This is a genomic window from Cohnella endophytica (assembly GCF_003628305.1).
Classification (GTDB): Bacteria; Bacillota; Bacilli; order Paenibacillales; family Paenibacillaceae; genus Cohnella; species Cohnella endophytica.
The window spans coordinates 136,120-151,153 of record NZ_RBZM01000006.1 but is presented as its reverse complement, the minus strand read 5'-3'; the positions used below and the strand labels follow the sequence as shown (position 1 = coordinate 151,153).

The window sequence follows — 15,034 nt, the reverse complement described above, 5'->3', positions numbered from 1 at the left end:
AATGGAAACAGGTAATCGCGTAACATTGACGGTAGAAACTACAGTTCATAAGCCGGTTGGGGATGTGTGGAGTTATTGGACGGAGCCGCAGCATATAACAAAATGGTGTTTCGCTTCCGATGACTGGCATGCGCCAAATGCCGAAAATGATTTGCGGGCTGGCGGGAGCTTTGTAACCAGAATGGAAGCCAAGGATGGCAGCTTTGGATTTGATTTTGGCGGCGTTTATGATGAAGTGAGAATAAACGAGTTTATTTCTTACACGATTGGTGACGGAAGAAAAGTAGCGATTACTTTTATTAGCCAAGATAACGATACTAAAGTAATTGAAACCTTTGAAGCAGAATCCACCAACCCCATCGAAATGCAACAAGCAGGCTTTCAGGCGATTCTGGACAACTTCAAAAAATATAGCGAATCTTCTAAATAAGAACAATTCTTGATCACATTCAATTAAACCTTCCTTCCGGAAGGTTTTTTTACGCAAAAACACAAACAACCCTCGCCGCGAGAAACCTTTCGCGGCGAGGGCCGAATACGCACAGCTATGCGATTATAATCGGCTTAAAGCCATCGTCACCGCGCCTTGGGATGCATCCTCCGGAGCGGACACGCAGCGCATGTTCGGATAGGCTTCCTTCAGCCGACCTTCGAACGCGATCCGAATAAACGCGTTCTTGAGCAGCACGCTGCCCGCTAGAACGAGATTTCCCGCGCTCATGTCGAGCGTGTTCGCCACCGGGACGACCAGCTCCAGCAAAGACGCCGCGCTCTTCCGAACAATTTCCAGCGCCGAAGCATCTCCCGCTTCGCACGCTTCCGACAGCAGCGGCGCAAGCGCCGCGATGTCCTTCTTGTTCGTCTTCTTATCGTGCGCGAATCCGATCAGTTCCCGTACCGACTCCATTCCCAGCCGCCCGAATACCAAATCGGTTATGAGCGTCGGAGCGATCCGACCGTCATTTGCCTTAACGACCGCAGTCATTAGGTCGCGACCGATGCTGTAGCCGCTCCCCTCGTCGTCGATCAGATGGCCGCAACCGCCCGCGCGATGAGTGAGATCGGCTTCGTTCCTGCCGAAACAGATCGATCCGGTGCCCGCGATCAGAATCATGCCGTGGGTCGTTCCAAGCGCCCCGCACAGAGCCGTCTCCTGGTCGCCGACGATGAGCAAGCCGCCTTCGTAGCCGGATTCCCTAACGTTTGCCGTTATCCGATCATGAACCGTCGGATTGCTGACGCCGGCCGCGCCGATGCAAATCTGCACGCAATGGGCCAACCCGCCGCAGGCGTCGCCGATCTCCGCCATGATCCGCCGGAAGCTATCCCGAATGCTGATCTCGTCTTGCCCGTTATAGTTGATCGCGCCAGTAACGAAGGTACGCACCGTCTTGCCGTTCTCGTCGGCGACGGTCACGGCGGTTTTCGTTCCTCCGCCATCCAATCCGGCCACGTATTTCATCTTCCGTTCACGTCCTTATCGTTCGCCCGCAACGCTTAATCTGCCCGTCGGGACGACTTCTCCGCCCAAAATCCTGACCAAGGAAACAAGGGCGAGCGAGGTGTATTCGAAAGCGGCCAAGCCGCAGAACTCTCCTTCGAGAAGCTCCAGATCGTAGGGTTTGCCAAGCGCGACGGCCGTAACCCGAAGCCCGTTCGCGATCAAGCGGTTCGCGAGCTTCAGCTGCCCGGCGTTCTCGCGGCCGTTGTACAATCCGATGACAACGCGAGTATGCCGACCCGACTCGATCAAAGCAACGGTCCGCTCGATCTCGCCGTCATCCGGATCGATGCCGATCAAAGCGTGGGCGGCGGAGAACGCCTTGCCCATCGTCGCAGGGAAGTTCAGATCCGTACGCGCGACGCTGGAAGCGAGATCCGTCCGGTAAGGCGTGCTGCCGACGAAGAACGTGTCGGAGGCATCCCCCTTGCGAACGGGCGCTAAGCTGCCTCGCACCAAGCAAATGCTCTCTTCGCTAATCGCCGCGATCGCACGGCAGTGATCCTCGCAGCCGACGACGGACAGTTCGTCCGTCTCGACGCGCCCGTATTTCTCTTTCCAACGCAGCACTTCTTGGACTGCTTCGTCCAAGACGGACATCGCGAGCTCGCCGGAGGCGACGGCATTCTCGATCGTCTCCACCGTCTCTATGACAAGCTGCGCCGAATGGCTGACGAATACCTGATGCACGCCCGCTTGGAGCGCGCCCAGAGCTCCGTTCGCCGTGCCGTAATACTTCTTGATCGCATCCATCTCGAGGCAATCGGAAATGACGAGTCCCCGATAACCCATTTTCATCTTGAGCAGATCTGTCACGATCGCCCTCGACATCGTCGCGGGAACTCGTTCCGGCTCGATCCGCGGGTACAAAATATGCGCGATCGTTAAGCCCTCGGCTCCGGCGTCTATCGCCGCTTGGAAAGGCTTAAGCTCAAGCTCCAGCAACTCCTCCAGCGTCTTGTCTATCGTAGGCAAGCCCAGGTGCGAATCGACCGCCGTATCGCCATGCCCGGGGAAATGCTTCACCGCCGTAAGAACGCCACCGTCGCGCAAACCGTTCATCATCTGCAAGCCGTAAGTTTCCACCGTCTCCGCGGTATCCCCGTAAGCTCTAACGTTGATGACCGGATTCAGCTTATTGTTGTTAATGTCCAGCACGGGAGCAAGATTGAAATTCACGCCGAGCGCGCGCAGTTCGCGCGCCGTCAATCGTCCGGCGGCATACGCGTTCTCCGGACGCCCAGTCGAGGCGATCGCCATCGCGCCCGGCACGTTGGAGGCGTCCGCCGGAAGACGGGTCACCCGGCCTCCTTCTTGGTCGATCGAGATAAGCGCGGGATATCCCGTATGCTCCGTAATCGAGCTTTGCAGCTCGTCGCACAAGGACCGAAGCTGCTGCTTGTTCTCTATGTTATGAGAGAACAAGATGACATTCCCGATTTTGTAATCCCGGATCAGCCGTTTCAAATCCTCGGTTAGGCTGGGCGCCGGGAATCCGGCAACGATGAGCTGGCCGATCTTTTCCCTTAACGTCAGAGTTTTCATGCTTGATCTCTCCATTAATATAGATGATAGCGTTGCTTCCTAACCGCGAACGCTTTACTCTCTTCTTGAAAATGTTCAAGCAACGCGGCGACGTCTACGTTGTCGTCCCGGTAGAGACTATCCCCGCCCAACAGATCGATGAACGGACGCGAGCCTTCCTTCAGCGGCGGCAAGAAAGCGAATTGCTCGTAGTTGCGTTTGACGGCGTACATCAATGTCACCCCGGTCGCCACGGCTTGAACCGCGCGTTCGTCGGTCACGTGAAGCTGAACGCCTCCGCAATGCTCCCCTTGATGTTTGGAAGCCGTCGGCTTGAAATACGCCGGACGGAAAATCACGCCCGGAAGACGATATCCGTTCATCTCGTCCGCGAGTCGCTGCGCATCGATGAAAGGCGCTCCGATCATTTCGAATGGGAAAGTAGTCCCCCGTCCTTCCGATAGGTTCGTTCCCTCGAACAAACACGTCCCGCCATAGAGCAGCGCGGTTTGAAAGCGCGGGATGCCCAAAGAAGGCTGCACCCAGATGCGGCCCGTGTCGGGAAATACCATGCTCCTCTCCCAACCGTCGCAAGGGACGACATGCAGTCGGCATTGCCAGCCCATCTCGTCGTTAGCCATCGTGGCGATCTCTCCTGCGGTTAAACCGTAGCGTACGCTCAGAGGATAATTGCCGACGAACGAGTGAAAACCCGGCTTCAGCACGTTACCTTCTACGGTTACGCCATCCAGCGGATTGATTCGGTCAAGCACGACAAACTCCTTGCCGGCTTTCGCGCAATCTTCCAAAGCATATAACATCGTGTAGATGAATGTATAATAACGAATGCCGACGTCCTGAATGTCGTAGACGACGAGGTCGACCTCGTCCAACATTTCGGAAGTGAGACGTTTGGAATCTTTGCGGTACAAGCTATGGACCGGAACGCCCGTCTGATCGTCGATGTAAGTGTCCACCAAACCTCCGGCATCCTGATCCCCCCGAACGCCATGCTCGGGAGAAAATAGGGCTGTCAGACGGAAGCGATCGTGCAAGATCTGAATGGTCGACCGGAAGTCTTCGGCAAGCCCTGTCGGCGACGTGATCAATCCGATTCTTTTGCCTTGGAACAAATGCGCGTATTGTCCGATACGATCGATTCCGTTCAGAATCATACCAAGCCGCCCTGCAAGACGCGCATCGTTTCTTCCGGTACCATGAACGTCTCCGCGTATTGTTTCCTGGCTTCGATTCCGCGAACTCTGGCCAAATGCTTGTAATACTCCAAATACGGGAACGACTTGCTGCCCGTCACGAACCAGTGCTGGGAAACGGCTTTGACCCATAGCTCGTAAGCTTCTTCGTTGAAGTCGACGTATACGTACGGCTTATAGTCGACCGCATCCTCCCAGTTCTCCGCGTAATACAGCTTGGAGGCGAAATGGGAAGGCAGTTCCCGCTTCATGGCGGCCAGACCGGCGAAAAACCGGGCGTCGTTCACGATCCGATGAGTCGTCATATGATCCTTGTGCATGCTGTTCTTGAAGTGGGTAATGATGACGTTCGGCTTTACTTGACGGATAACGTCGCATACCCGGTAACGCATCTCTTCGCTATCTTGAAGCTCTCCGTCCGGAGTTTCGAATACGATCGCTTCGCCGCCTAGCATTTCCGCGAATTGTTCGGCTTCCCGCACCTTCTGCGCGCGGTAATCCGCAAGATCCCGGCCTGCCGGCACGCCGCGCTCACCCGCCGTCAGCGCCAACGTTACGATCCGGTCGCCCTTTAAGGAGTGGCTCGCCAATACGCCGCCAGCCGTTAATTCCATATCGCCTACGTGTCCGCCGATTCCCAATATCGTCAGTCGTTGATCGCTCATCGCAAGAGCTCCCTTCGCATCACCGCAAATTGTTTGACCGTTCGGAATCCGGCTTTCTCGTAGATTCGGATCGCCGGATTCGTGCTTCCCGTGTAGAGAGACATATATTCCGTCCCGATCTGCCGGAACGCTTCGCATAGCTTGAAGAACAAAATGCTGCCCAGTCCATGTCCTTCATGCTCGGGCAACACGCCGATTCCGGCGAAATAACCTCTACCGTTGTCCTGACGGATGACCGGACCCGCGAAACCGACGGCAGTTCCATCCTTCGCCGCAAGGACGAAAGGTACGCCTTCGGCCGCGCTTCGCGAAATTTCCTTGATCCATAGCGGATTGTTTAACCCGCCGAGCATGCGGTCCAATCCTTCGTGCTTGTTCGGATCGTATAGCTCGACTTCATAGGAGTCCGCTCTCGCCTTCTCCTCTTTCGCCCGAATCTCTTCCGGAATGGAGAAGCCCGAAAGTTCTAAGTACATGGCGTTTTCCTTCGCCCGCTCAACATAACCTCGTCGAAGCAAGAAACCGTAAAGCTCCCCTTCGAGCGGGACTCCGGGAGCATTATTGTGCTCGTGCTTCGGAGTGCCCGGTATCGTCCACGGCAGCATCATCGGGTTAAAGAACAGGACATCGGATTGTTTCTTGCCTAAATCCAAGAACCGACGCTCAATCTCGTCCAGCAGCAAACCGTAATTCTCGTCGTTCCGGAATTCGCCGGCGATCACGACGCAAGTAAGATAGCCGGCCGTATCGCCCAAGGGCAAATCCTCCCCCGTGCATCCGCATGCGAAGCCCTTCACTTGATCTTCCGAATCTAGCAGCAAGAAGGCGTTAAACTTATCGAAATAAGGATTGCCCGCGAAAATACGATCGAAGCTTTCTTCGTCGAGCTCCTTATAATCTTCTTGCACGGCTTCCAAGTTCCACAGCTCGATCGTTTGCCGCAAATAACGCCTTTCGTAAGCGCTGATCCTCAATCGTTCCACCGTACCCACCGCGCTTTCCGCTAGTATGATACTTTCCCCATGACGACGGCTCGGCTTGCGCCCGTGACGCTAGGTAAATTGTTAGGCAATCGGGCGATCGTATAATCGGCCAACAACGCGAAGGCGATCGCCTCTTTGGCGTCGCTGCTCAGGCCGATTTCTTCCTGTATCCGTACGCGAACGCCCATCGGCTCCATCTCTTGCTTCAAGAATCCGATAAGCGTCGGGTTGTAGCTCCCCCCTCCGCCTACGAGCATCTCGTCCGCCGGATTCTCGCTTCGCACGAAACGGCGATAGGCGTCGCCGATAGACCAAGCCGTCAGCTTGGTGACCGTCGCGACGAGATCTTCGGACGACAAACCATGTTCCCGCTGATAGCGAAGCAGGTCTTCGACGTAATCGGAGCCGAATCTTTCCCGGCCCGTCGATTTGGGCAACGGGGACGCGTAGTAAGGCTCTTGCTGCAGCCACCGTAGCATTGCATCGTTCACGTTGCCTTTTCTCGCAATCTCTCCGCCCGTATCCATCGTAATCGAGCCTCCATAGAGTCTCGTGACGATGCCGTCGATCAGCATGTTTCCCGGTCCCGTATCGAAAGCATACACTTGCTCGGGCGCGCAGCCCGCCGGGATTACCGTAATGTTGCCGATGCCCCCGATGTTCTGGAGCAGCAGCGTCCGGCTCTCTTCCCGGTAGAGCAAATATTCCGTGAAAGGCACGAGCGGCGCGCCTTGCCCGCCCGCGGCCATATCGGCTACGCGGAAATCCGTCACGCAGGGAATGCCCGTTCTTGCGGCAATGACCGCTCCCTCGCCGATCTGAACGGTATAACGGAGGTCGAAGCCGTCTCTAATATAAGCTTCCGGGGCGTGATAGATCGTCTGTCCGTGCGATCCGATAGACGCGATGTCTTCGGGCCGAAGTCCGGCCTTCGCGATCACGGACAACGCGGCTTGCGCATACAGTTCGCCTAGATGCGCGTTCATTCGCCCTACCCTGTCTACCGTAGCCCGGGAAGGATTGAACAGCTCGAAAATCTCGCTTCGCACGTCCAAAGGATAAGATCGATTCTCGAACGCTACGAGACTGACTTCCGGTTGTTGTCCCGCCTTGCCGGCAATCCGGACGACGGCCGCGTCGATCCCGTCCACGGACGTTCCCGACATTAGCCCGACGACATAACGCTCCCTATTTTCCAACCTAGTCCGATCGTCCATATTAGCCTTTCACCGCGCCGACGGTAACGCCTTCGAGGAAGTATTTCTGCAGGCTGAAGAACAGGACGAACATCGGCAAGGCCGAGATCGTAGCGCCCGCCATCATCGGAGCGAAGTACGTCGTGTTCGCGAAACGGAAGTTTTTCAAGCCGACTTGGATCGTCTGCATGTCCATGGTGTTGGTCACGAGGAACGGCCAGAAGAAAGTATTCCAGTTTTCCATGAACGTGAGAATCGCCATGACGGCCAAGACGGTCTTGGACAACGGGAGAATGATTCTCCAGTAAATCTGGAATTGGTTGCAGCCTTCCATCTTCGCGCTTTCGATGATTTCCTTCGGAATGGAGCCCATGAATTGCTTCGCCAAGAAAATGTTGTAGACGGACACTAAGCCCGGCAAGATCAACGCGCTATACGTGTTCTGAATGTGGAAAATGTTAACGATGAGAATATACAAGGGCACTTGCGTGACTTGGTACGGAATCATCATCGCGATAAGCAGCAAAGTAAACAGGAAAGCTCTGCCTTTGAACTGAATTTTGGAAAACGCATAACCCGCCATGCTGGCGAAAAATACGTTGGACACCGTCACGGTCCCCGCCACGATCAACGAGTTGAACAACCATCTCAGGGAATACGCGCTATAGTCGAAGAAAAACTTATAAGAAGCGAAGGAGATTTTGCTGGGAAACAGCGAATAGTTCATCGCTCCGGCTTCGACGGGATCCCCTAAGGAAGAAATGATCATGAAGTAAATCGGGAACAGCGTCGCCAAGGCGAAAATAAGCAATAACAAAGTAATCGTGCCGTTGCGAATATATTTGGTCATGCTGTTGCTTGCGTGATTTTTGAAAAGCATCTTCGGATCCCCCTTCCTTTAATATTCCACTTCTTTGCCCAGGAATTTGAATTGGACCAAGGCTACCCCGGCGATCAGAAGCGCCAATATTAACGATTGGGCTGCGGCTTTACCGAATTCGAAATATTTGAATGCGTTGTTGAAGATCAGCAAACCGACCATCGTGGTCGCGTTATCCGGGCCTCCGCCCGTCATGAGGAAAGCGTTCTGGAATACTTGGAAGGAACCGATAACACCGGTCACGAGCAGGAATAACGTCGTTGGCTTCAAGCAAGGAACGACGATGTACCGAAGCTTCTGCAGGAAAGTCGCTCCATCTAGATCGGCCGCTTCGTAATAGCTGTTGTCGATGCCTAGCAATGCGGCCAAGTAGATGATGATGCTCGTGCCATGACTGGATAGCCAAGCCATAAGAACCAAAGATAACATCGCCGTGCTACTGGAGCCGAGCCAGTTCTGGTTATCCGCGCCGACCGTGCCGATGAGCTTATTGAGAATACCCGACGGCATCGGATCGAAGATCCAAAGCCATACGACGGACAGCGCAACGCCGGATGCGACGGCAGGCAAGTAGAAAACGGCCTTAAAAGTCGTTTGCATCCATTTTTTCAACGGAAGAATCAGAATCGCCACCGCGAACGAAAGGAACAAAGCTACCGGAACGGTTAGTATCGTATAAACGATAGTCGTGCGTATGGATTTCCAGAAGAGCGAATCGCTTAACGTTTCGACGTAATTATCGAAACCGATAAAGGTGGAGCCTAACGGTTTGTATTCTTGAAAGCTGATGATGAAAGCGCTGGCGACCGGATAAGCCGTGAACAATGCGAAAATAACCAATGCGACCGCGATGAAGGTATACCCCCATCCCGCATCACCTTTAACTTTTCGTTTTTTAATGGTTTTCGTTGCTTGCATCATAAGGTAACACCTCTTTTCAACAATCAATGATTCGCGTTAAAAATAGATTTCGGATAGTCGCCCGAACCTCCGCGCAACTATCCGAACCTCGAGACTTGATTATTCTTTGACGACTCCGTCTTCGCCGAACGTGCTGATCGCCGCTTTCTTCACGGCATCATACATCGCTTGCGGAGTAATCTCGCCGGCAATCAGCGCTTGCAATTTAGGGATGATGACTTCGTCTTCCAGCTTGATCGCTTTCGCGCCCAATTCGACCGGAATGTCGGGACGGGCAGGAGCCGCATGGGAGAGCATGACTTGAACTGCGGCTACGTTGTCGGGGTTCCGGTTTACGATCATGCTTGCGGCCGCTTCTTTACCTGTTTTGGTAATGTGGGCTACGAACAGATCGTTGTTGGTCGTTGCCGCGACTTTGCCGCTTGCCAAATAGTAAGCCGCTTTAACGACGTTGGCTTTGTGTTCGGCCGTCGGCTCTTTTTTACCGCGGAAGGTGACGTAGCCGTCTACCGCAACCGTCGTTACGGGATCTTTACCCAAGAAGGACGGCACCGGAAGAACGATATACTCCGCTTTGATGCTTCCTTGTACCGCGCTGCCGTCGTTCGCTTCGATTTTGGCGTTGTTTTTGTTCGCGGAGTTCTCGAACGTAGCCAGGCCTTTACCCGTGATCATCGTTTGGCCGGTAAGGAACATGTTCCAACGTTTGCCCGCGTCTACCGAGCTCAATTCTTTCGGCATAGAACCGTCGTCGATAAGTTGGCGAACGTCTTTCAATACTTCCAGGTAGTTGTTGCTCGTGTAAGCGTATTTCAAGTCCGTCGTGAACGGCGACGGCATGCCCGCGTTTTTCACCAGAATGTTCAAGTAGTCTTTGGAAGCAACGCCTGCGGTCGCGAACACGAAACCGTAGCGGCTCGTTTTGCTTCCGTCTTTCACGACGCCTTTCTTGATGGCTTCGCGGAATTGATCGTAAGTCCAACCGTTTTTCTGAACGTCTTTATAGTCGATGCCGGCTTGCTCTAGGAATGCTTTATTGCCGCCAAGAGCATGCGCTTCCATGTAAGCAGGGAAACCGTAGATGCCGTTACCGTTCTTCATGTATTCAAGCGGCGCCGCATCGAAATCGCCGATCATTTCCGGGGTCGCGGCATCCGTGATATCCATAACCATGCCTTGCTGAACGTACTTGGAGATCCCTTCGGATCCGATGAACGCGATATCCGGCGGACTGCCCGCGTTCACTTGCGTGTCCAGCTTCTGCGTCATGTCTTCCCAGCTCGCGGGCTCTATTTTCAAAGTCAGGTTAGGGTAGAGGGCATTAAAATCTTTGGCCATTTGTTCGAAATTGTCTTGGTAAGTCGGGGAAACCGGAGGCAATAGCGCCGTGATCGTATCTTTAGCCTCGGATGTGCCCGCGCTCGAAGTCCCGCTAGGTGCCGAGTTGTTACCGTTATTGTTCGATGAACATGCTGCCAATGTCGTTACGGATAAGCTCAATGCCAATACGGATGCCAATACGCGCGAATTTCTCTTCATAAGAATAATCCTCCTCAGGATTCAGCATTATAATGTCCTGTTCCTAGCCAGTTAACCGATTTTCGTGCAACTCCGTATCGCCGCTTTCAGGTTGCCTTCGCTGTTTTCCAGCTCTTGTTCGGCTTCCTTCGCGTTCAAACCGGTAATAATCATCATGATGGCCAGCTTGCAGCTCATCGAAGCTTTCTTGAGATACTGCTCGGCAGTCTCCGAATCGACTCCCGTCGCGGTCCTTACGATGCGAACCGACCGATCATTCAGCTTGTTGTTGCTAGCTTTGAGATCTACCATGAGGTTGTTGTACGTCTTACCGAGCTTTACCATCGTGCTTGTCGTAAGCATGTTCAGTACGAGCTTCTGGGCCGTTCCCGCCTTCAATCGGGTAGAACCCATAATGGCTTCGGGTCCGACTACCGGCGCTATGCAAACATCGCAGACGCTTTCCAGCTTGGAATTCTTATTATTAACTACCCCGATCGTCGCCGCGCCGAGCTCGGCGGCTCTCTTCAGGCCGGCGATAACGAAATTCGCGCTTCCGCTCGCCGAAATCCCGATGACCGCATCCTTCTCCGTCACCCCGCAACGATCGATTAAAGCGACCCCCTCTTCCGCGTTGTCTTCGAAGCCTTCCACGGCCACTCTCAGGGCGATATCTCCGCCCGCGATATGACCCTGCACTAGCGAAGGATCGACGCCGAAGGTCGGCAGACATTCCGATGCGTCAAGCACGCCCAATCTTCCGGAAGTGCCTGCCCCGATGTAGAACATTCTTCCGCCGTTCTTGAGCAAGCGATGCAAAATATCAACCGCTTTCACGATCTGCGGAATTTCAGCCTTCACCGCGGCCGGAACCTTGGCGTCTTCCCGATTAAGCAGATTTAGCATTTCCTCCGTCGTGCATTCGTCGATCATCCGAGTGTCATTGTTAATCTCCTCCGTCGTTAATCCAGCAAGATATTCATTCATCGCCATTCTCCTACCTTGATGTCATGATGTGAGGTAATCTGACATTCTTATTTCTTAGACTCATCTTACCTGCGCCGACGCCATCTCGTCAATAGATTCTGAAATAAAATTTTATTGTAAAATTTTTATTTGTTTTTTTATTTTGTATTTAGGCATAAAAAAGACATGGTCATCATAAGATTGCCCATGTCCAGGAACAACTATTTTCTGTGTTTGCTCGCTAAGATGTTGTGAGTCTTCGTGAGATACTTCTTCACGTTCTGATATTCGGCGCTCGCGACTCCCGCGAACAGAATGTCTATCACAGTAAGCATGGCGATTCGCGATCCCATAGCGCCGCTGCGGAAAGTTAATTCGGGCGTCGAGATGCTTAGCAGAATGTCGGACTTATCCGCAAGCTCGCTCTTATTGTACTTGGTTATGGCAATCGAGGTGGCGCCGTTCTTCTTCACGACTTCCAGCGCTTCGATGATTTCTACTGTATCTCCGGAATTCGAGACGAAGATCGCCACGTCGCCTTTGCCAAGCAAAGTAGCCGCGGTAAGTTGACTATGCCCGTCCGTGTAGGCATGGCACATTTTATTAATGCGGGAAAACTTCTGTTCCCCGTCCTTGCAAACGATACCCGAAGCTCCGATACCGAAAAACACGATACGGCTGCTGGAGCGAAGCACCTTCACCGCGCGGGCAACCTCATTGCGGTTGATGACGCTGAGCGTGTCTTCGATCGACTTCATGTTGTTCAAAGAAATGTTGGAAATAATAATGGATAGATCGTCTCCGGGTTGAATATCGGTGTACTGGTCTTTCTGCTCGTCATCCCGGGATCCGAGAGATGCGGAAATGCTAACGATAAAGCTTCGGTAGCCGCTGTACCCCAGTGTCTTGCAGAAACGGAGGACGGATGCGTCGCTTGTCTTGCTGAGTTGGGCCAAGTTCTTGATCGACAGATGCGGAATATCATCCGTGTTCTCGAGTATACATTCGGCAACCAGCTTCTCTACGGGAGTCAGGCTATCCTTCATGTCCCGAATCTTGATCAATATATTATCGTTTATCGCCATGGTTTTCCTACTCGCCCCATATTATCCCGAGTGAATTTCAACTCTATCTTAAGCGGTACGTTAGGAAAATACAAGAAGAACAGACGTAACCCGCTCTCGCTCCGCTCGTTAATTTAAGAAATTTTATTTCAAAATTATATTCCATGTTGAAATTATAAACCTGATTTTTATTGTTAGATGACGTTTAAGCGTGTTATAATTCACATACATTACGTCGCAACATACGTCATAACGAATCAGAGGGTGGAATTCATGGCCAAGGACAAAATCAAGATCGCGATCATCGGTTCCGGAAGCACGTATACGCCGGAATTGATCGAAGGCATGATCAAGCGCAAAGACGTACTCCCCATCGGCGAGCTTGTGCTGATGGATATCGACGATAGAAAACTGCGCGTCGTCGGCGAGCTGTGCGAGCGAATGATTCGCGCGGCGGATATTCCGTGCAAAGTCGTCATGACCCACGAGCTGGACGAAGCTTTGGTTAACGCGGATTTCGTGCTCGGACAAATACGCGTCGGCAAGCTGCCCGCTCGGGTTCAGGACGAGAAGATCCCTCTGAAATACGATCTGATCGGCCAGGAAACTTGCGGCATCGGCGGCTTCTTCAAAGCTATGCGCACGATTCCCGTCATGCTCGAGATCGCCGAACGCATGAAGGTTCTTTGTCCCGACGCTTGGCTCATCAACTTCTCCAATCCGGCGGGCATTATCACGGAAGCGATTCTGAACCATACCGGCGTAAAAATGATGGGCTTGTGCAACGTTCCCTATAATATGTTCAAAAGCATTCGCGAATCTCTCCAGCTCGATCAGCCCCGCATTGAATATGTCGGCCTGAACCATCTCAGCTGGATTACGGCTATCGAACAAGATGGCAAAGACTACTTGAAGACGGCTTTGGACATGGGACTGAACAGCGAAACGATGAAAAACATTCCATCCAGCGGCTTTAGCAAAGAACTCATCCAGATGGTCGGCGCGATTCCTTCCTCTTACTTGGAATACTATTACTTCAAAGAAAAGAAACTGAAGATCGTCAAGGAAAGCGAGCTGTCCCGCGGAGAAAAGTGCATCCAGATCGAAGATGAACTTCTGAACATCTATTCCGACTCCGAATTGCATTCCAAACCGGAGCTGCTCTCCACCCGCGGAGGAGCCAATTATTCCGAGGTAGCCATCAGTTTGGTAGACGCTATCTATAACGATAAACAAGAAGTTCATGTCGTCAACGTTCTTAACAACGGCGCGCTTAGCTTCATGGAAGATTCCGACGCCATCGAAGTGTGCTGCGTCGTAGGCAAAGACGGAGCGAAGCCGATCAAGCTCGAGGGCTTCGACAACCAACACATTATCGATTATATGCGCATGGTGAAAGCATACGAGCGCGAGACGGTGGCCGCCGCCGTATCCGGCAGCGAAGACGCAGCCATGCGCGCGCTTCTCATGAACCCGCTCGTCGGCGATTATGACGCGGCGTACGATTGCTTCCAAGAGTTAAAAGAAGCGCATAAAGAATATTTGCCTCAGTTCTATCGCGATCAACCGTAAGCATGACGAGACGCGATTATGTTATCGGAGTAGACGGCGGCAATAGCAAAACCGATTATTTGTTATTCGATACGCAGGGCCGGTTCGTCGATCATGTCAATGCCGGGACCTGCAGCCACGAACGTTTTCCGGACGCTTACGAGAGTGCCCATCGCATCATGAACGAGAACATTAAGCTTTTGCTGGAGCGCAATCGCCTCTCGATGAACGACGTGGAAGCCGGAGCCTTCGGACTGGCCGGGGCGGATATCCCTTCCCAGAAGGATCAGCTAGGTCGAGTCGTCGAGAGGATCGGCTTTACGAATTATGCCGTCGACAACGACTCGTTCCTCGGCATTAAGGCCGCCTCCGAGAAAGGCTACGGCATTTGCTCCATCAACGGTTCGGGCACCGTTACCGGCGGAATCTCGCCGAGCGGCAGGCGTCTTCAGATCGGCGGAGTCGGCAGCGAACTGGCCGGAGACGAGGCAGGAGGTTTCTATCTCGCGAGGAAAGTGCTCCGGACCGTGTACGATTCCTTCTATAGAATGGGCGAAGACACGTCCATGGCCGACCCGGTTATGGAGCTGCTCGGAATCCCGAACCGCGAATCCTTCATGGAGCATGCGGTGGAAGGCGTTCTGAAGCGGACGCTTCCGAACACCGCGCTTATGCGGATCTTGTTCTCCGCGGCGGACGCCGGGGATGCCGCGGCGATCGGGGTTGTTAAACATACGGCACGCCAGTTGGCACGCTCCACCGCGGGTTGCATCCGAAACTTGGACTTCGGCGAGGAAGTCGACGTCGTGCTGGCCGGCTCCGTCTGGATCAAGGCGGAAAGCCCGCTCTTGTTCGACCTTTACCGGGCGGAAGTCGCCGGGCTGACGGATCGGCGGTGCAATTTCATCCGGCTGCGGATTCCTCCGGCGACCGGAGCCGCATTGTGGGCACTCGAGTTGGCCCACGGTCAGCCCGTGGATTCGGACACTCGCAGGTCGGTCATCGAGGCTGTGGAGCAGTTGGGTTAGAACTAAACGGAAGAGGCAGAGCC

The 15,034-nt window shown here is 53.5% G+C and carries 14 protein-coding genes; 3 read left to right on the top strand and 11 right to left on the bottom strand.

The genetic code is table 11. The features are described 5' to 3' along the window. The first annotated feature begins 1 nt into the window (after position 1). A complete protein-coding gene (locus D7Z26_RS14560; protein WP_120977708.1) occupies positions 2–430 on the top strand; it encodes an SRPBCC family protein in 429 nt (142 codons plus the stop codon). 123 nt (positions 431–553) lie between these two features. Here D7Z26_RS14560 and D7Z26_RS14555 read toward each other — a convergent pair whose 3' ends face one another. The 11 genes from D7Z26_RS14555 to D7Z26_RS14505 all read right to left on the bottom strand — a co-directional run bounded on the left by D7Z26_RS14555 (position 554) and on the right by D7Z26_RS14505 (position 12,453). Further along, positions 554–1,462 (bottom strand): N-acetylglucosamine kinase, encoded by a 909-nt coding sequence (locus D7Z26_RS14555; protein WP_120977707.1) that lies wholly within the window; start codon positions 1,460–1,462, stop codon positions 554–556. Between the two features lie 15 nt (positions 1,463–1,477). Continuing rightward, positions 1,478–3,046 (bottom strand): glycoside hydrolase family 3 protein, encoded by a 1,569-nt coding sequence (locus D7Z26_RS14550; RefSeq protein WP_120977706.1) that lies wholly within the window; start codon positions 3,044–3,046, stop codon positions 1,478–1,480. Positions 3,047–3,060: 14 nt separating this feature from the next. Further along, positions 3,061–4,200 carry an exo-beta-N-acetylmuramidase NamZ family protein gene (locus D7Z26_RS14545; protein WP_120977705.1) on the bottom strand — a complete coding sequence of 380 codons (1,140 nt, stop codon included), beginning with the start codon at positions 4,198–4,200 and terminating at the stop codon, positions 3,061–3,063. Then, a complete protein-coding gene (locus D7Z26_RS14540; RefSeq protein ID WP_120977704.1) occupies positions 4,197–4,904 on the bottom strand; it encodes a PIG-L deacetylase family protein in 708 nt (235 codons plus the stop codon). Before D7Z26_RS14540 ends, D7Z26_RS14545 begins: the two co-directional genes overlap by 4 nt. After that, the gene (locus D7Z26_RS14535) at positions 4,901–5,887 is read right to left on the bottom strand and encodes a GNAT family N-acetyltransferase (RefSeq protein ID WP_407643519.1); all 987 of its coding nucleotides are present in this window, start codon (positions 5,885–5,887) and stop codon (positions 4,901–4,903) included. Before D7Z26_RS14535 ends, D7Z26_RS14540 begins: the two co-directional genes overlap by 4 nt. A 20-nt stretch (positions 5,888–5,907) precedes the next feature. Next, complete coding sequence (locus D7Z26_RS14530; protein WP_120977703.1) at positions 5,908–7,104, bottom strand: anhydro-N-acetylmuramic acid kinase; 1,197 nt, start codon at positions 7,102–7,104, stop codon at positions 5,908–5,910. A 1-nt stretch (position 7,105) separates the two neighbouring features. After that, entirely contained in the window at positions 7,106–7,963 is an 858-nt protein-coding gene (locus tag D7Z26_RS14525; RefSeq protein WP_120977702.1) for a carbohydrate ABC transporter permease, read from the bottom strand. Positions 7,964–7,981: 18 nt separating this feature from the next. Further along, complete coding sequence (locus D7Z26_RS14520; protein WP_120977701.1) at positions 7,982–8,884, bottom strand: carbohydrate ABC transporter permease; 903 nt, start codon at positions 8,882–8,884, stop codon at positions 7,982–7,984. Between the two features lie 99 nt (positions 8,885–8,983). After that, complete coding sequence (locus D7Z26_RS14515; RefSeq protein ID WP_120977700.1) at positions 8,984–10,423, bottom strand: ABC transporter substrate-binding protein; 1,440 nt, start codon at positions 10,421–10,423, stop codon at positions 8,984–8,986. A 51-nt stretch (positions 10,424–10,474) separates the two neighbouring features. After that, a complete protein-coding gene (gene murQ / locus D7Z26_RS14510; RefSeq protein WP_120977699.1) occupies positions 10,475–11,389 on the bottom strand; it encodes an N-acetylmuramic acid 6-phosphate etherase in 915 nt (304 codons plus the stop codon). A gap of 200 nt (positions 11,390–11,589) precedes the next feature. After that, positions 11,590–12,453 carry a MurR/RpiR family transcriptional regulator gene (locus tag D7Z26_RS14505; RefSeq protein WP_120977698.1) on the bottom strand — a complete coding sequence of 288 codons (864 nt, stop codon included), beginning with the start codon at positions 12,451–12,453 and terminating at the stop codon, positions 11,590–11,592. Positions 12,454–12,705: 252 nt separating this feature from the next. On the opposite strand from D7Z26_RS14505, the gene D7Z26_RS14500 reads away from it, so the two are divergent. Both D7Z26_RS14500 and D7Z26_RS14495 read left to right on the top strand, forming a co-directional pair. After that, positions 12,706–14,004, top strand: coding sequence for a 6-phospho-beta-glucosidase (locus D7Z26_RS14500; protein ID WP_120977697.1), 1,299 nt, complete (start codon positions 12,706–12,708; stop codon positions 14,002–14,004). A 2-nt stretch (positions 14,005–14,006) separates the two neighbouring features. Beyond that, a complete protein-coding gene (locus D7Z26_RS14495) occupies positions 14,007–15,011 on the top strand; it encodes an N-acetylglucosamine kinase (protein WP_120977696.1) in 1,005 nt (334 codons plus the stop codon). Positions 15,012–15,034: the final 23 nt, after the last annotated feature.